The sequence below is a fragment of the Streptomyces sp. NPDC088400 genome, from assembly GCF_044753355.1.
Taxonomy (GTDB): Bacteria; Actinomycetota; Actinomycetes; order Streptomycetales; family Streptomycetaceae; genus Streptomyces.
Window position 1 is genome coordinate 1 of record NZ_JBIVMZ010000002.1, and the last position, 17,017, is coordinate 17,017.

The 17,017-nt window shown below is 68.1% G+C and carries 12 protein-coding genes, 3 tRNA genes and 1 pseudogene; 7 read left to right on the forward strand and 9 right to left on the reverse strand.

Annotated features, from left to right (window positions below; genetic code table 11):
• Nucleotides 1–12 precede the first annotated feature (12 nt).
• From ACIQD6_RS05000 to ACIQD6_RS05010, 3 genes are all read left to right on the forward strand, one after another.
• Complete coding sequence (locus tag ACIQD6_RS05000; RefSeq protein WP_401879483.1) at nt 13–468, forward strand: endonuclease VII domain-containing protein; 456 nt, start codon at nt 13–15, stop codon at nt 466–468.
• Between the two features lie 99 nt (nt 469–567).
• Nucleotides 568–642, forward strand: a tRNA-Arg gene (locus ACIQD6_RS05005).
• 213 nt (nt 643–855) lie between these two features.
• Nucleotides 856–926, forward strand: a tRNA-Trp gene (locus tag ACIQD6_RS05010).
• 208 nt (nt 927–1,134) lie between these two features.
• Here the strand turns inward: ACIQD6_RS05010 and ACIQD6_RS05015 are convergent.
• Nucleotides 1,135–1,350, reverse strand: a complete 216-nt coding sequence (locus tag ACIQD6_RS05015; RefSeq protein WP_401878182.1) for a hypothetical protein — start codon at nt 1,348–1,350, stop codon at nt 1,135–1,137.
• A 200-nt stretch (nt 1,351–1,550) separates the two neighbouring features.
• Between ACIQD6_RS05015 and ACIQD6_RS05020 the strand changes: the two genes are divergently transcribed.
• A tRNA-Pro gene (locus ACIQD6_RS05020) sits at nt 1,551–1,627 on the forward strand.
• Nucleotides 1,628–1,677: 50 nt separating this feature from the next.
• Here ACIQD6_RS05020 and ACIQD6_RS05025 read toward each other — a convergent pair.
• Nucleotides 1,678–2,256: a DUF4352 domain-containing protein gene (locus ACIQD6_RS05025; RefSeq protein ID WP_401878184.1), complete on the reverse strand. Its 579-nt coding sequence runs from the start codon at nt 2,254–2,256 to the stop codon at nt 1,678–1,680.
• Between the two features lie 975 nt (nt 2,257–3,231).
• On the opposite strand from ACIQD6_RS05025, the pseudogene ACIQD6_RS05030 reads away from it, so the two are divergent.
• Nucleotides 3,232–4,017 (forward strand): annotated as a pseudogene (locus ACIQD6_RS05030) (thiamine pyrophosphate-dependent enzyme); the annotation flags it as partial.
• A gap of 287 nt (nt 4,018–4,304) precedes the next feature.
• On the opposite strand, the gene ACIQD6_RS05035 reads toward ACIQD6_RS05030, so the two are convergent.
• Both ACIQD6_RS05035 and ACIQD6_RS05040 read right to left on the reverse strand, forming a co-directional pair.
• Nucleotides 4,305–5,366, reverse strand: a complete 1,062-nt coding sequence (locus tag ACIQD6_RS05035) for a helix-turn-helix domain-containing protein (RefSeq protein ID WP_401878187.1) — start codon at nt 5,364–5,366, stop codon at nt 4,305–4,307.
• A 720-nt stretch (nt 5,367–6,086) separates the two neighbouring features.
• Nucleotides 6,087–9,218, reverse strand: a complete 3,132-nt coding sequence (locus ACIQD6_RS05040) for an alpha-mannosidase (protein ID WP_401878189.1) — start codon at nt 9,216–9,218, stop codon at nt 6,087–6,089.
• A 230-nt stretch (nt 9,219–9,448) separates the two neighbouring features.
• Between ACIQD6_RS05040 and ACIQD6_RS05045 the strand changes: the two genes are divergently transcribed.
• Nucleotides 9,449–9,871, forward strand: coding sequence for an ATP-binding protein (locus ACIQD6_RS05045; RefSeq protein ID WP_401879486.1), 423 nt, complete (start codon nt 9,449–9,451; stop codon nt 9,869–9,871).
• A gap of 168 nt (nt 9,872–10,039) precedes the next feature.
• Here ACIQD6_RS05045 and ACIQD6_RS05050 read toward each other — a convergent pair whose 3' ends face one another.
• Nucleotides 10,040–11,092, reverse strand: coding sequence for a DUF2637 domain-containing protein (locus tag ACIQD6_RS05050; protein ID WP_401878192.1), 1,053 nt, complete (start codon nt 11,090–11,092; stop codon nt 10,040–10,042).
• 233 nt (nt 11,093–11,325) lie between these two features.
• Nucleotides 11,326–12,174 (reverse strand): (2Fe-2S)-binding protein, encoded by an 849-nt coding sequence (locus ACIQD6_RS05055; protein ID WP_401878194.1) that lies wholly within the window; start codon nt 12,172–12,174, stop codon nt 11,326–11,328.
• Between the two features lie 263 nt (nt 12,175–12,437).
• On the opposite strand from ACIQD6_RS05055, the gene ACIQD6_RS05060 reads away from it, so the two are divergent.
• A complete protein-coding gene (locus tag ACIQD6_RS05060) occupies nt 12,438–13,331 on the forward strand; it encodes a GntR family transcriptional regulator (RefSeq protein ID WP_401879489.1) in 894 nt (297 codons plus the stop codon).
• A 104-nt stretch (nt 13,332–13,435) separates the two neighbouring features.
• Here the strand turns inward: ACIQD6_RS05060 and ACIQD6_RS05065 are convergent, their stop codons facing one another.
• From ACIQD6_RS05065 to ACIQD6_RS05075, 3 genes are all read right to left on the reverse strand, one after another.
• Nucleotides 13,436–14,203, reverse strand: a complete 768-nt coding sequence (locus ACIQD6_RS05065) for an enoyl-CoA hydratase/isomerase family protein (protein ID WP_401878197.1) — start codon at nt 14,201–14,203, stop codon at nt 13,436–13,438.
• 79 nt (nt 14,204–14,282) lie between these two features.
• On the reverse strand, nt 14,283–15,494 hold the full coding sequence (locus ACIQD6_RS05070) for a cytochrome P450 (protein ID WP_401878199.1): 1,212 nt from the start codon (nt 15,492–15,494) through the stop codon (nt 14,283–14,285).
• 144 nt (nt 15,495–15,638) lie between these two features.
• Nucleotides 15,639–17,009 carry a cytochrome P450 gene (locus ACIQD6_RS05075; RefSeq protein WP_401878202.1) on the reverse strand — a complete coding sequence of 457 codons (1,371 nt, stop codon included), beginning with the start codon at nt 17,007–17,009 and terminating at the stop codon, nt 15,639–15,641.
• Between the last annotated feature and the right edge of the window lie 8 nt (nt 17,010–17,017).

Sequence of the window (17,017 nt, forward strand, 5' to 3'; positions counted from 1 at the left end):
ACCCCCCAGGTCATGCCTTCGACAGAGGGGACACAGTCATACCGGGCCCGGAGGCCAGCGGCCCCATTGCAGGACCGCGAAAAACATAACGGGGGGGGCCGAGCCAGGCTCGGCGCTGCTGCGGCGTACCTGACGTCCTGGCGTGCGGCTGGCCGGCGTCCGGAGCCCCCCGAGTCGCCACGAGGGGGCAAGGGGCACAGATGGTCGAAATTCCGGATCAGCGCGGCGACGTTCGAGGATCTGCTGACGAGTCAGCACGGAGTCTGCGCGGTATGCGCTCAGCTCCCGTCCGGTGAACGCTCGCTGGCCGTCGACCACGACCACGAGTGCTGCCCCGGAAAGACGAGTTGCGGACGGTGTGTCCGCGGTCTGCTCTGCGGTCGGTGCAACAGCGGAGTGGGGATGTTCAACGACGACGTGGCCCGTCTGATGGCCGCGATCCGGTACCTGGAGAAGTACCGACTTTGAAACTTGCGGAGCGAGTGCGACGGACGCCGGCGAATGGCGCGGCTCCTCACTCGCTCCGCACGGCAGACTCCGTGGACGTCCAGGGGCGGAAGCGGGGATGATCCCGTAGCTCAGTCCGGATAGAGCGCCGTACTACGGATGCGGATGTCGGAGGTTCGAGTCCTCCTGGGATCGCTTGCTGTGCGCGGACGGACGATTCGTCATCGACCCTTGTCCCGCGGCAGAGGGCGCAGCGGGGTGACACCCACTGCGACGCGTGGCGCCCAACCCCGCACTATGAACCGTGCGCCGGATCTCATCGAGGGTCGGCACGGAGATGCGCGGGAGAGTCCCGGTGGACCGCTGGTTATGGTCGGCTTGACGTCGATACCACGTCCCCGGGGCCGGACGGACGTAGCTCAGTGGTAGAGCAGCGGTCTCCAAAACCGCCCACGGAGGTTCGATTCCTCCCGTCTGTGCAGAGGGCCATCCCGTGCTGCGACTAGCTAGCGCGCGGCCGAAGTAGCGGTACCGACGCATGATCGGGCCGCAGGCTGTCCGACGGCGGGACCCGGACAGCACCTCCACGTGGAAGGGAGTCCGCAGCCTGGCACGCCAGGAAGACCGGTTCGATGCCGGGTGGAGGGCAGGGTGATGGGGCAGCCCGCTACAGACTGCCCCATCAAGCTAGTTGTCGTTGTTGAGGTACTCGAAGACCTTGATGCCGATGCCGAACGCGACGCCGAACGTCACGCCTCCTGCGCCGACGGCTGCAAGCGCCGGTGCATGGCAGAGGGACGCCACGATGCCCGCGGTGAGAGCCGCAGTCGTGGAAGAGAAAAAGACGGTGGTGACCTCCAGCCCCCTGCGCGTAGCAGTGGGCTGGGCCGAAGTGGTCGTCACTGGTGGAGCCTCCGAAAAGTGTCGTCGCGTCAGAATCTCAAAGCGGGCATACCTCATCGAGGTATCCGCTTAGAGATGACGGCGGGGGCTGTTGCCCCTACCGTTGCCACAGACGCGGCACTTGGGCTCCTATCGGACGTGGAACTCGCCATGGCAGCTTAGGTGTTGACGACCTCGATGCGCAAGGGATTCCAGTTCCCCGGAGTATGGCGCAGCTTGGTAGCGCATCCGCTTTGGGAGCGGAGGGCCGCAGGTTCGAATCCTGCTACTCAGACCACAGACAGACCCGCCACGGAGGAGCGATCCCGTGAGCGGGGCTGAGCAACGTCACGACGTCGGAAGCTCCACGGTGAACGTGCCCTCTTCGTAGCTGAGCGTCCCGCCCTTGGCGCCGACGTCCAGCACCAGCGAGCCCGTGACGGACTGCCCAGGCTTGTACGTCGTATCCAGCTCCGGGCTGTCCCCGACGCCTTCCAGCGTGGTCGCGTCCTGTGCGGCCGTGTCGCCGTCCTCCCACGTGATCACGCCGTAGCCGGCGAACTCACCGGGCTTCGGCCCGACGTTCTTGATCGTCAGCGTGAGGACGACGTATTGGCCCAGCGTCGGCTCGTTGGTCGTATCGATCTCCGACGGAGAGACGTACTTCGCGCTCTTGACCGTGACTTGCATCTTCGTCGTCACGGCAGGGTTCTCGCCGTACTCGTCCGTTTCCACGACGTCGTACGAGCCGCTCTCACCGACCGTCAGCGACGGACCGTCGGAGGCGGACTCAGACGGTTCTGCTGACTCCTCGGCGACCGGGTCCGCAGGTGACTCCACGGCCGCTTCAGCAGCCTCCGGCTTGTCCCTGGTGCCGCTGGACATGCACCCCGTGACGAGCGCGCTGACGGCGATTGCCGGCGCCACGAGCAAGGCAGCTCTTCGCACGAACGACGTCTTCATGATCCCCCCTGGAATCCAGTGGCCTCCCCTGGCCACGAGCGCTTCAGCGTACGACACGGGCCCCGTAGGAGGTGGCGGAATGGCGTGGGAAGGAAGCACGCGCCGGCAACGCCTGCCGAAGGACTGGCCACGTATCCGACGGCGCATCATCCGGCGTGACGGAGGCGTCTGTACGGCCCGCTACAGCGACGGCCACAGGTGCGAGCCTGGTACTGACGTGGACCACATACGGCCCGGAGACGACCGCAGGGACGAGAACCTACAGCTTCTGTGCGGCTGGCACCACACACAAGAGCAGCAGCGAGGGAGGCGCAGCAGCGACCCTCACGCGGGTCAGTGTGCACCGCCCTCGTCCTACACGCCCCGCACTGGAGGACTGATGGGTAGGGCACAGGCACGCTGGGGTCTGACTGCGTGGTGAGGTGTTGTGGTGTGCCTGCCTTGTCGACGCACGCATGAGGCAATGTGACGTACATGCCCGCACGTACGGGCACCTACTGGTGGCCATGGAGGGCGAGGCATGAGCGGTGCTGACGTAGTGCTGGAGGAGAGCAACGACACCGGAGAGAACGGAGTCGTTGTGACTCGCGTGACGATCAACGGAGTTGATGTTATCGGCTCGCGAAGACGCCGAAGATCGACATCGGAACGCGAGGCAACGACAAGATCACTACGGTGACGATCACGCTCATCCCCAGCCGCTTGGTGATCAAGGGCGAGCACGCCGACGATGATCGTCGGGAGCCTCGCGTCGGCTTCACCGCGAAGATCAACTAGCGCCCTACCCAGGGGGGTGATCCCCTCCGGGACGATCAGAAGACCGTACAGGTGCTGGGCGTCGCGGTCTGTACGGGTCTGGGGCTTTGAAATGAGGCTGCGGAGTCGGCACTCCTGGCAGGCCGTCAGGCGCCCGTACAGGGCGTCGTGGGGGCATCCTCCCTGACCCCGAGGGTGCGTGCCAAGACGGACCGCCGCTTCCTCGACAAGATGCTCAAGAAACACGCCGACGCGCTGGAGGGCGTGGTCAAGGCGTACACCCGCAAGGTCGAGAAACACACACCGATCCACCCCGAGTACGTCGCCTCCGTCATGGACGAACTCGCCGACGACGACGCCGTGTTCACCGTCGACACCGGCATGTGCAACGTCTGGGCGGCCCGCTATCTCACCCCGAACGGGCGCCGGCGTGTCATCGGATCGTTCAGCCACGGCTCGATGGCCAACGCACTTCCCCAGGCCATCGGCGCGCAGTTCGTCGACCGGAACCGTCAGGTCATCTCGATGTCCGGGGACGGCGGATTCTCCATGCTGATGGGCGACTTCCTCACCCTCGTCCAGCACGACCTGCCGGTGAAGATCGTCCTCTTCAACAACTCCTCCCTGGACATGGTCGAGTTGGAGATGATGGTGGCCGGACTGCCGTCGTACGGCACGGCCAACCACAACCCCGACTTCGCGGCGATCGCCCGCGCCGCGGGTGCCTACGGAGTACGGGTGGAGAAGCCCAGGCAGCTCACGGGCGCGCTCAAGGACGCCTTCAAGCACAAGGGCCCCGCCCTGGTGGACGTCGTCACCGACCCGAACGCGCTCTCCATCCCGCCGAAGATCAGCGCGGACATGGTGACGGGCTTCGCCCTCTCGGCCAGCAAGATCGTCCTGGACGGCGGGGTGGGCCGCATGGTCCAACTGGCCCGCTCCAACCTGCGGAACGTACCCCGGCCGTGACTTTGTGGGGCTCGGTTCGCCTCCGGGGCGCTGCAAGCCACTGTCGACGGTCGACCGTGCTCGGTTTGCTCGTACCTCACAAACCTGCGCGCGCTCTCCCTTACGACAGCGGCGCGCCCCTTCGGCTCACTCGCCGCCGGACGACAGAAGCCGGAGCGTTCAGGCACTGTGAACCTCGGTGCCGCACCACGGCGTTCCGGCGCCCTGAATTTTCGTTCCGCGGCGGAGGAAGGTCGAGAATCGCGGACGGGTCAGGTATCGCGGACGGGTCAGGTATCGCGGACGTGTCAGGCGACGTCGTGAGCGACATCTGACAGCCACGTCGGAGCGTTACGGTCAAGGGTCCGGACAACAGCCTTCAGACGCGCCCGAATCCGGGACGATGTAACGTGCTGAAGTCGCGGAAGCCGCTCTGTGATCACGACTTCGCAATCACGCCAGGCGCCGATGGTCGCCAGCGCTTCCAATTCAGCGCAAGCATGCCCGAGCTCTCGTCGACCGCCAGTCCTTTCAAGTTCGGTAGCACGGTGAAGATGGGGAAGGGCGGACTGCGGATCACCCAGAGACATGTAGACCTCTCCATGATGCCGGGACACTTCCCCCTCGTCGATCCACCATGTCCATTGCGGGTCACGATCTCCCACCGAGTCCTGAAGTCCGCCCGACGCACGCTCTACAGCCTCCAGTGCGCGAGTCCTGTCGCCCGCTTGAGCCAGTCCTAGCGCTCTGCGTACGTGGGACATGAGTGCGACCCGGCCGGGGATCCGTGAGACCGTCAGAAGCTCGTCAGAGATGTGGAGCGACTCGCCCACCCTTCCCGTCTGAATGCCGTGCATGGCCATCAAATCGAGAATGAACCACTCCAGCGGGTTGTCCCCCGCCAGCCGAGCGAACAGGTGAGCCTCTGTGAGTGCCTGTCGTGCCTCGGTCTGACGATTGGCGTCGAAGAGGATCCAGCCGGCAACCTCCGCCAGCTCTGACACGGCAGACAGCTGCTCCTTGTGCTCACCGTTCATCGTCCGTGCTTCGGCTTTCCAGAGCTGGACGGCTGCGGACGCGACGTGATCTCCGCCGAATCGGTTGTCGTGCGCCAGCAGTGGGGCAGCCAGCGCCCGAGCCGTTTCGATGATGTCGCTGGACGACGATGGAGGGCCCGGAAGCGCGGCGAATTCCCCACCGGTGCACAAGAGTTCGTCGAGCGCGTGAGCCATCTTCAACGAGGGCGACTGCTGACCTTTCACCACACGGGAGAGATACGAGACGTCGTAATGCATGGCACGTGAGGCGGCACGCAAGCTAAGTCCGCGCTCGGACAGCGCCGATCGCACACGGCTTCCGAAGCTGTCCATATTTTCTCCCCCCGTCAGGAGTTGACTGTTCTCCGTCCGGCGTAGTCAACAGCGGTCGACTGTTGCGGTCGGTCGCCGGTTGTTTCCATAGGTGATGCAAGCGTCACAGCGCCGCGCGAATGGCCCGGGACCTGACCGAAGCGCTTCGAAGGAGCACCGACATGGGACAGCTTAATCGTGATCTGGTAAGGGTGTAACTGGCTCTTACAGGACCCGTACTGGCCCGGGGCCAGAATGGTCGAGGGTCGTGTTCTGAGGACCTATTCGGCGCTTCAGGGCCGCCTGGCCCACGTGCAGTTGTCCTCAGCACCGCGGGACGAATCTTGCTCACCCGCGAAGCGGCCGGCCGGTCCATCCGTAAAAGACTCCGTGCGCCACCCCGTTGACCCTGGGCGCGCGGACCCCTGCCCCGGTCTGTTGGTCGCCGGAGGGTGCACGGCCCTCGGGCAGGACGGGCGTACCACTTCACCCCCACCAGCCCGGGGCGAAGACCAACTCGGCTCCCGACGGCCCGCAGACGAGGGACCGGCGGGAGGGGGACGGGGTCGCAGGAGGTGACGTGTCCGGACGTAAAGCGTGATTTGTGGCGCACACCGGCCCGCACTCGAAAACAAGCCCGCACGCGCCGTAAATCATGCAGTCCGGACATGCGCCTCCGGAGGCGCCGGCCCACGCACCCACCACAAACCGCACCGCGCCGCCCCGCCGGACGGCGCCCCCCTACGCCGGCGTGAGCCGCAGCGTCAGGATCTGGAACGGCCGCAGCCGCAACCGCAGTCCCTCCTCGCCCGTCTCCGCGTCGTGCAGCGGCCGTTCCAGCAGGTCCGTCACCTGAGCGCCGGTCACCGGGAACCCGACCCGCAGCGTGGCATCGGCCCGGCCGCCGCCCGACTCGTAGAGCCGTACGACGACATCCCCACTGCGGTCGTCCGCGAGCTTGACCGACTCCACGGTGACGGCCGGACAGTCGACGGTGACCAGCGGCAGCTGTTCGGGCGCGGGCGCCACACGCAGCGGCATGTTGAGCGCCAGGCCCTCCTGTACCGCCTCCTCCGCCGTGGCGCCGGGCAGCAGCGCGTAGCTGAACCGGTGCGTGCCCAGGTCGGTCTCCGGGTCCGGGCTGTGCGGGGCGCGCAGCAGCGTCAGCCGTACGGTCGTGCCGAGCCCCTCCGAGTGTGGCAGCCGGGTCACATCGTGCCCGTACGTCGAGTCGTTGAGCACCGCGACCCCGTAGCCGGGCTCGGCGACCCGCAGCCAGCGGTGCGCGCAGATCTCGAACCGGGCCGCGTCCCAGCCGGTGTTGTCGTGCGTGGCCCGGTGCACATGCCCGAACTGGATCTCGGCGGTGGACCGTTCGGCGTGTACGTCGAGCGGGAACGCGGCCTTGAGGACCTTCTCCGACTCCTGCCAGTCGACCTCGTTCACCACATCGATACGGCGGCTGTCGGCGGTGAGCCGGATCTCCTGCGTGATCCGCGACGCCCCGAACGTACGCACCACCCGCACCGCCGCCCGCAGCGGCCCCGTCTCGATCAGCTCGACGGAGTCGGCGGCGGTGAGATCGGTGTGCCGACGCCGGTAGTGCCGGTCGATGTCCCAGGCGTCCCACTGATTGGGGTGATCGGGATGCAGTTGCAGCAGATTGCCCCGGCTGCCGGGCGCCAGCACCTCACGGCCACCGGCGCCGAGGTCGCGTACGGAGGACAGCAGCCCGTCCGCGTCGACGACGACCTCCAGCAACTGGTTGCGCAGCGTGAAGGCTCCGCCCTCCGAGGCAGACGACGCGGCCGACACGGGGGACGGCGCGAGCGAAGTGAACGTACCCGGCGCCAACGCCCGTACCAGCGCGGGAGCCAGCACCCGGCCGTCGGCCAGCGGCTGTGTCCCGACGGTCTCCGCCACGTCCGAGGCACGAGCGGTGACGACATCGCGGCGCGGGTAGGGGGCCGCGTTCCACACTCCCACGGCGTTACCGCTCCCCACCGCGTTACCGCCCCCGACAGGGCCCAGCACCGCCAGCGCGTCCGCGACGACGGCCTCCAGTTCCTCCCGTACCACCTCGTACGTCGCACGGGCCTCGCGGTGCACCCAGGCGATCGACGAGCCGGGCAGGATGTCGTGGAACTGGTGCAGCAGCACCGTCTTCCAGATCCGGTCCAGGTCCTCGTACGGATAGCTGTACGAGGACGAGTGCAGCGCCGCCGCCGTCGCCCACAACTCGGCCTCCCGCAGGAGGTGTTCGCTGCGCCGGTTGCCCTGCTTGGTCTTCGCCTGCGTGGTGTACGTCGCCCGGTGCAGCTCCAGATACATCTCGCCCGACCAGACCGGGGCCTGTGCCCCGTACTCCTCCTGGGCCGCCGCGAAGAAGGCCGAGGGCCGCTCGACTTCGACCCGGGGAGAGCCTTCGAGCGACTTCAGGCGCCGTGCCCGCTCCAGCATCTCCCGGGTGGGACCCCCGCCGCCGTCGCCCCAGCCGAACGGCACCAGCGACCGGGACGCCCGCCCCTTCTCGGCGAAGTTCCGTTCCGCGTGGGCGAGTTCGGTGGCGTGCAGCTCGGAGTTGTACGTGTCGACCGGCGGGAAGTGGGTGAAGACCCGGGAGCCGTCGATGCCCTCCCACCAGAACGTGTGGTGCGGCATCTTGTTGGACTGGTTCCAGGAGAGCTTCTGGGTGAGGAACCATTTCACTCCGGCGAGCTTCGCCAACTGCGGGAAGGCCGCCGTGTATCCGAAGGAGTCCGGCAGCCAGATCTCCTCGGTGTCCACGCCCAGCTCCTCCTGGAAGAAGCGCTTGCCGTGCGTGATCTGCCTGGCCAGCGCCTCGCCGCCGGGCATGTTGGCGTCCGACTCCACCCACATCGAACCCACCGGGGCCCACGTGCCGTCCGCCACCGCCTTCTTGATGCGTTCCCAGATGTGCGGCTGGTTGTCGCGCACCCACGCGTACTGCTGTGCCTGCGAGCAGGCGAAGACCAGCTCCGGGTAGTCGGCCGCGAGCGCCGTCACATTGGCGAAGGTCCGGGACGCCTTCCGTACGGTCTCGCGCAGCGGCCACAGCCAGGCCGAGTCGATATGGGCGTGCCCCGTCGCCGAGATCCGGTGCGCGCTCGGGGACGCGGGACGGGACAGCGCGTCGGCGAGCTCGCTGCGGGCGGCGGTCGCCGTGCCCGCCACATCGTGCAGATCGAGCGCGTCCAGCATGTTCTCCAGGGCGCGCAGGATCTCGTGGCGCCGCGAGCGGTCCGTGGGCAGCTCGTACATCAGCTGCGACAGGACCTCGATGTCCAGGACCAGATGCCAGACCTCCTTGTCCAGGACGGCCAGTTCGGCGGACGCGAAGCGGTAGATCGGGCGGTCCGGCGCGGTCAGTACGTCGCCGAGCAGCGTCGGCGTCCCGCCCTGCGGTACGGCGGGGTTGGCGGCGGCCTCCAGCAGCAGACGGACGGACTCGCCGCCGGCCGCGGGTGCGGCGACGGGGATGTACCGGTTGCGCGGATGGATGCCCTTGAGAGGGACGCCCACGGAGTCGTATACCAGTCCCTCGGCCTGGAAGCCGGGGCCCGTACCGGTGAATCCGGGGTCGATGACGGCCTCGACCCGGCGTCCGGCCCACCCGTCGGGGACCACACCCTCCAGCCGGAACCAGCTGGTGGACCAGGGCGCGCCCCATTCCGTACCGGTCGTGAACGGCTCGTACGCGCCCTGGAGCGCCTGCTCCACCGGCACCGGTTCGCCCGGCGTGTGCCACACGGCGAGGGTGAGCGGCTCCCGGTCCGCGTACTGCGCCGGGCGGATGAACTGGCGCAGCGCGCGCTCCAGGCGCCCTTCCACCTGAGTGCGGTCGTCATGCATCGAGGCTCCTCGGTTCGGCCGACTCGGTGGGTCGGTCGGTCGTCGGGCGATAGGCGTTCGCCCTCCCTCACTTCCCCGGGCGGGCCCCGCGCATCCGCCTCCCGTGGCGATGAGGTGACGACGGGGTGACGAACGCCATGAGTGGCGTTTCCGGGGGAGGGGAATGCATCCGGTGTAGGTGTTCGAGGGCAGGGGCAGTCACCGGCACAAGCGGGGGGACAGACGTGACGATGGGGACCGGGTTACGGCGCAGAGTGGGCGGCGCCGATCTCGCGGCCGTTCCGGAAGTGCGGCATGCCTTGCGGGAGATGCTGCGGCACTGGAAGGAGCGCGATTCCGCCGACGTGGCCGAGCTGTTGGTGAGTGAGCTGGTCACCAATGCGCTGGTTCACACGAAGAGCGGCGCCGTGGTCACGGCGACGGTCGCGGACTCACGACTGCGGGTGGAGGTACGGGACTTCGTCGCCGGACTGCCCGAAGTGGCCGTGCTGACCGCGCTGTCCGCGCGAACCGGCCCTGTCAGGCCGGTTGCCGACGACTCCACGCATGGCAGGGGGCTGGCGTTGGTGCGGAGCCTCGCGGACGACTGGGGGATACGGACCCGGCCGCTGGGCAAAGTGGTGTGGTTCGAGCTGAACGGCGAGGCGGCGTAAGGGGCTTGCGGAGTAAGAGGGTTTTACGGAACGGGGACGAAGCGGCCAGGGACGGGACACAACGGCGGACCGGCGCGACGGTCGTCCGTCACGCCGGTCCTGGGCATCACGCCCTTGGTGCTTTCCGCTGGTGCTCTCCGCTATTGGAAGAGGCAGCCGTACTGAAGGTCAGCCGTACTGCCGCTCAAGATCCGAGAGCTTGCGCTCCAGGGAGTCGAGCCTGGGAAGCGCCTGGGTGTCGTCCTCCGCCGTCAGGTCCACCATGCGTGCCTCGGGAGCGCCCGCGGGCTGAAGCGAAAGCCGCGACCGGTGAGGCAGCTGCGGCTTTTCAGCTATGGCAGGCTCCGCGGCGGCCTCGACGGCGGCCGGAGAACCGCCCGCCACCGCGGGCAGCGGCACCTGTCGGCCGCCGCCACGCCCCCGGCCCCACGCGACCCGGTGCTGTCGGTTGAGCGCCTTGATCTGCGCGCGGTCCAGCTTCTCCTGCTCCCGCCTGCGGTGCCGGGTCTGCTCCTTCTGACGCCGGTCCTCGCGCACCTCGTCGACCGCCTCGTCCAGCGTCCGCACGTTCTCGAGGAGCATCAGCGACCAGGCGGCGAAGGTCTCGCGGGGCGCGCGGAGCCACCGTACGATCCGGATCTGCGGCAGCGGACGGGGGACGAGCCCCTGCTCACGCAGCGCCGCCCGGCGGGTCTGCTTCAGCGCGCGGTCGAACAGCACCGCGGCCGAGAGCGACATGCCCGCGAAGAACTGCGGAGCGCCGTCGTGGCCCAACCCCCGGGGCGCGTGCACCCAGTTGAACCAGGCGGCAGCACCGGCGAACGTCCACACCAGCAGGCGCGAGCCGAGGGCCGCGTCACCGTGGCTGGCCTCGCGCACCGCGAGCACCGAGCAGAACATCGCCGCGCCGTCGAGCCCGAACGGGACGAGGTACTCCCAGCCGCCGCTCAGGTTGAGGTTCTCCTGGCCGAAGCCCACGAGGCCGTGGAAGGAGAGTGCGGCGGCGACCGCCGCACAGCAGAAGAGGAGCGCGTAGGAGGCGGAGCCGTAGATGGCCTCCTTGCGCCGGCGGCGCTCCTCACTGCGTTCCCAGGAGTCCTCGGTCGCGGCCTTGTCACCGGCGCGCTTGCCGCGGGCGATCACCGCAGCGGCCACCAGGATTCCGACGATCAGCACGCCGAGGGGGAGCAGCCAGTTCAGCGATATGTCGGTCAGTAGCATGCGGTGTTCCTTGCATCGCAGTAGGGCGTTTCGGGCGCCAGTTTGGCGGAAGCGCGGTACCCCTCAGGGGGTTTCGGGACAAGAGAACACCAACGAGGCGGTGAGGCCCGTAGATTAGCGTGTTTTGTTAGCACTGCCGTGCGGCAAGCTGCTGTCATGTTCGATTAATATCACCCCTGCGGGGGGCGTGGATGACACGGGTGACGGGCAGTCAGATGCTCGCACTCGACCAGTCAGACGCTCGCGCTCAGCTTCCGGACGCGGTCGGCGTCTTCCGTACGGGGGCAGGTGACGCAGGTGTCCTCGGGGCGCAGTGTGTAGAAGAGACAGCAGCTGGCCCGGTCACGGGTGGGCAGCGATTCGCCGTTCGGCCCCGTCAGTTCGCGGAAACCCGCCCCGCCGACGTATGGCTTGGTCGTGCCGGGCAGCAGCCGCTCCAGCTCCGCCATCGCGGTCCGCTCCTCGCCCAGCAGGTGGCCGAGGTACCAGAGCCCCTCGACGATCTCGTCGGTCGCCATGCCCCACAGCGCCCGTCGGCCGCGTCGCATGCGCGGGGCGAAGCCTTCGAGGACCGGCCCGAGGTGTTCGGCGACGGCCGTCCGCACCTCGCCGCGCAGGGCCTCCTCGTCCGCGACGACCCGGGCGCCGGGCAGTGACGCCGCGGGGTCGTCCGGCAGGCAGGCGAATTCACGTATCCGGACGGTCATGCGGCCCAGTGCGCGCTGGAAGGAGACATCCTCGACGGGGATGCGCGGGACCCGGCGGTGCAGGAACCAGGGCACGGTGACCAGCAGGCAGGCCGGCCAGGCGTAACGGTGGAGCGCGAAGCTGGCGATAACGTCGGGACGGGCCCGCTGTCCGTAGTCCCGCAGCACCTGCGCCTCGTCCCAGGCGAGGAACGCGTCGAGGGCGGGGCCGCCGGCGGCGAGCTCCGCCGCGCTCACCCAGCCGCCGCCGTGCGGGGGCCGCTCACTGTCGGTGAGCTGGTCGACGCGCAGCGCGGGAAACACCTCGGTCAGACGCGCGTACGCATCCGTCACGGGAGAGGCGAGAAGGCCGGGCAGCAGGGCGGGGACGGTCATGCAGGGGACCACCGAATCGGGATCGTTTGCAGGTAAGCCTTACCTTACCCGATCTGAACGATGTTTGAACTGCGGCCCGGTCGGCCTATCGTGCACCTGTGAATCCCGGCTTCCGCGAGCCGACGGACAGGACCTGATGGGCGGGGTGGACCCGAGTGGAGCAGCGCAGAGTGCGGGGAACCGCGGCGCCGCGGCCGAACGTATCCGGGGCGGCCATGGCGGCCTCGTCCGTACCGGCGCTCGGTTCCGTGCCGCCTGGTTCTGTGCAGGCCGGTTCTGTGCGGCCGGGGGCGGGCTGGGTGCCGGAACAGCCGACGACGACGGCCCGGCCCGGTGACGTCGGCTCGGAGCGGACGCCGGAGCGGGCACGTGGTGAGCACACGCACAGTGAGGACAGCGGCGGTGAGTACACCGGCGGTGAGTACGTCAGCGGCGGTTACTCCGCTGGCAGGGGCATCGACGGCGTCCCGTCCCCGACCGCGCCGCCGCCCCCGACGACCCCGCCCCCCACGACGCCCCCGTCCCCGCCCCGGCCGGTACGGCGTCACTCCGTACGCGGTCAGATCCTCGACGCCCTGCGCGAGGCGCTCATCAGCGGTGACCTTGTCCCCGGCGAGGTCTACTCGGCCCCCATGCTGGGGGAGCGCTTCGGCGTCTCCGCCACCCCGGTACGCGAGGCCATGCACCAGCTGACCCTGGAAGGTGCGGTCGAGGTCGTCCCCAACCGGGGATTCCGCGTCACCGAGCGCAGTGCGCGCGAACTCGCCGAACTGGCCGAGGTGCGGGCGCTGATCGAGGTGCCCGTGATGCTGCGGCTGGCCCGTACCGTACCGGCCGACCGGTGGGCGGAGCTGTCCCCGTTGGCGGAGGCGACGGCCAGGGCGGCGGCCGTCGGGGACCGTGCCGCGTACGTCGAGAGCGACCGCGCCTTCCACCGCGCGCTGCTCTCCCTCTCCGGAAACCAGCAACTGGTCATGGTGGCCGACGACTTGCACCGCCGTTCCCAGTGGCCGCTGGTCAGCGCTCCGGCCACCCGCCGCGCCGACCTGGTCGCCGACGCGGCGGAACACTCGGCGCTGCTGGACGCACTGATGGCACGGGATCTGCCGGTGGTGCAGTCCTTGATACGGGAGCACTTCACGGGCGCTGCCGACTGAACGGGATGGCCGTCCCGGTGTGCCGAGGGCGCTGAGCGCGTGGTGCGGGCGCCGAGCGTTCGGTACGGGTGCGTGGTGCGGGACGTGTGCTGCGGGGCGTCGGCTCAGCGGGCCGCGGCGGCCGCCTCGGCGGTGGCGACGGCGCTGGTCAGGATTTCCGTGTCGAACAGCGTGCCGTCGGCCAGCCGGTGGGCGCCCGCATAGGCGTTCAGCATGGCCTTCGCCGTACGCAGGGCCGACGGAGACCGGCGGAGCAGCGGCTTCGTCCAGCGTGCGACCGTCTTGTCCAGCTCGTCCTCGGGGACGGCCTTGTGCAGGATGGTCAGCTCCGCGGCCTTCTCGGCATCGAAGTTGTCGGCGGTCAGGATCAGTTCCCGGATCCGGGCGGCCCCGGTCTCGTGGAACATCCGCGGCATGATCCCGCCCCAGGCCGGCGGGATCCCGAGGCCCAGTTCCGGCAGCCGGAAGCGGCAGTTGTCCGCACCCACCCGCAGATCGCAGAGCACCGCGAGCCCCAGCCCGGCCCCCACCACGCTGCCGTGCAGCCGCGCGATGGTGACCACTCCGGTGGTCGCCATCAGATCGCACATCCGGCGCGCCTTGTTGCCGGCCGCGCGCAGGCCGGCGCCGTTGGGGTACTCGGCCAGGAGGGAGGGAAACTCTCTGCGGTCCGCGCCGAGGCAGAAGTCGTCGCCCGCCGCGGAGAGGATCAGTACACGAATGTCGGGATGCTCGTCCAATGCGCCAAGAACGGCCAAGAGTTCATCAAGAAGAAGTCCGGATATTGCGTTACCGGTCTCCGGACTGTTGAGCCGCACCTTCAGTACGGGGCCTTCGTGTACGACATGAAGAGCCTTGAGGTCATCAAACATGCTGTCCTTGTTTCGTGTGAGCCCCAAGGGGCGCGAGAGGGCATGCGGGAACGAATCGACACGGTGTGTTGGCTCGCTGTCAGCTCACCGTCACCATCAATCTGGTGAGGCGCCGGAATGTCACCTGTGGCGCCCATGAGGGGGAGGAGCCGAGGCGCAGTCCCGGCATACGTGCCAGCAACGCCGTCAGGAGTGACGTCGCTTCCAGTCGTGCCAGCGGGGCTCCGAGGCAGTAGTGAATCCCGCTGCCGAAGCCGAGGTTCGGTGCCTTGCGGCGGACGTCGAAGACTTCGGGGTCGGTGTACTTCCGGGGGTCGTGATGGGCCGCGCCGACCATGAGTTGCACCATGTCGCCCTCGCGGATCCGAGTGCCGGCCAGCGTGACGTCTTCCGGCGCCGTCCGGCTGAACAGGTGGATCGGCGGATCGTAGCGCAGGGCCTCGTCGACCGCGTCGGGTATGTGCTCGGGTCGGGCGCGCAGGAGCTCCAGCTGCCTGGGGTGCTTCAACAGCAGGTACGTCGCGCTGTTCAGCATGTGTGTCGTGGTTTCCAGCGCGGCCTCAAGGACGAAGAACGCCAGGGAGTGGACCGCCGCGTCGGCCAGTTCCCGGTCCGGCTCCAGCGTGTCCCACGTCCTGATCCAGGTGGAGACCGGGTCGCTCCCCGGTGCCTTGCGGCGCTCTCGTACCAACTCGGTGAAGTAATCCTGTAGTTGCCGGGTCGCGGCGTCCGCGAGAGCGAGTTGGCTGGGGGAGGGGAACAATTCCTGTGTGAGTACCTGATCGTTGACGAGTGAGTTCAGCAACCGGTAATCGGAGGAGGGGAGCCCGAGCCATCGCCCTATCGATATCACGGGCAGCTGCTCGGATATCAGCGAACTGAAGTCGGCTTCCCCTTGCCGCAATTCTTCGGCGAGTCCGTCGAGCAGCTGGTCGACGGACTCGCCGATGGATCGCTTGATGCTACCCAGAGATTTCCGGTCGAAGGGATTCCCGAGTGACTGCCGCATCTTCGTGTGGTGCGGCGGATTCAGCATGGGGAGCGTTTTCGCGGCCTGTTGTGAGGCCGGTGTGTTCCAGCGGTCGTGATTGCCCTGCTTTTCCCGCCACTGGCTGTCGAGGGCTTTCCACTGTCTGCTCCGGAGTATCTGATCGCACAGGTTGTACGAGGTCACGAGGTGTCCGCCCCAGGGCGCCGCGATGACATCGCCCAGATTTCTCAGCTCTGCGTAGAGCGGCAGGTGGCGCGACTGCCCCTCCCTCGTGCGCAGTCGGGAAAAGAGAGAGATCACGGTGCGTCGGTCGACGGGAGAGGCGGTCGGGGAGGGATTCACAGGGAGTCCTTCAAAAGGAGAGCGTGTACGATTCGCTCAGCCTTTCTACCCCTTTAGAGTAACGCCCATGCAACGGTCAGTCACCCGCCGCTGTAGTGAAGGTCACCCCTTGAACCAGGTGAGGAAGCCACTCCAGAAGCTATTCTTCTGCGACTTCGACCGCTCCTCCGGCGCCGGTGCGGCCGGGGTCGGACGCGACAGCCCGCCATAACTGGGAGATTTACCGGTTTCGCTGCGTACCGGAGTGAATCGGGCAGGGAGAGCGTTGAGCGCCCGGTGAATGGGTCCGGGGCGCCAGGTCAAACTCTCCGCGGGCACGCCGAGTTCAATGTCCGGAAGCTTGTTGAGGAGCTTTTCGATGGCCAGTACGGAGATGAGCATCGCGGGGTCCTTGGCCGGGCACGCGTGCGGACCCGCACCCCAGGCCAGATGGGCACGCTTGCTGAGTGTCTGACGGCTCGTGGACAGACTCGGATCGGTGTTGGCCGCGGCGAAGCTGATGAGCACGGGGTCTCCGGCATCCAGCTTGCTTCCCGACAGGTCCACGTCGTACACCGGGTAGTGAACGGCGTAGTTGGCTATCGGCGGGCTGTTCCAGAGCACGTCGTTGATGGCGTCCTCGACCAGCAGACCCGCGCCGCCGTGCTGGTCGCCCGCGTACTTCTCGTCCGACAGCAGCAACAGCAGAGAGCTGGCGATCACGTTCTGGGTGGGCTCGGTGCCGGCGCCGATCAGAGTGATCAGCTGATGGATCATCTCCTCGTCGGTCAACCCCGCCGGATGCTGCATCAGCCAGGACGTGATGTCGTCCCCGGGCTGGGCGCGCTTGCGCTGCACCAGATCCAGCAGAGTCTCCGTCACCAGCTGGTTGGCCTTCGCCGCGTCGACGCCGTCCATGAGGCTGGAGATACCGAAGACCAGCCGGTCACCGATCTCCGCCGGGCAGCCGAAGAGTTCGTTGAAGACCAGCAGCGGCACCAGCTGCGCGTAGTCCGCGACCAGATCGACCTGGCCACGGCTGGTGAACTGGCTGATGAGATAACGCGAGACGCGGTCGACATGCCGGGTCACCCGGTGCGTGTCGATCTTGGCCAGGGACTCCGTCACCGCCCGACGCACCCTCAGGTGTTCCGCGCCGTCCGCGAAGAGGCAGTTCGGGCGGTACGCCATCATGGGAACGATCGGGCTGTCCAGCGGCACCCGGCCTTCGTTGAGCCCACGCCAGCGCCGAGCGTCCCGGACGAAGGTGTCAGGGTTCTGGAGCACATGGAGCGCCGCCGCGTAGTCCGTGACGAGAGACGCGTCCACGCCGGGGGCCAGTTCGACGGGCGCGGCGGGACCGAAGTGCCGCATGTACTCGTAGTAGGCGTCCGGGTTCTTGGCGAACTCCGGCGTGTACACGGGGATTCCCTTGCCGCTGTTGTGCGCCGGGCAACCCGGTGGCGGTGACGGGAATTCCGCAGGGGATTGCATGTGTCGAA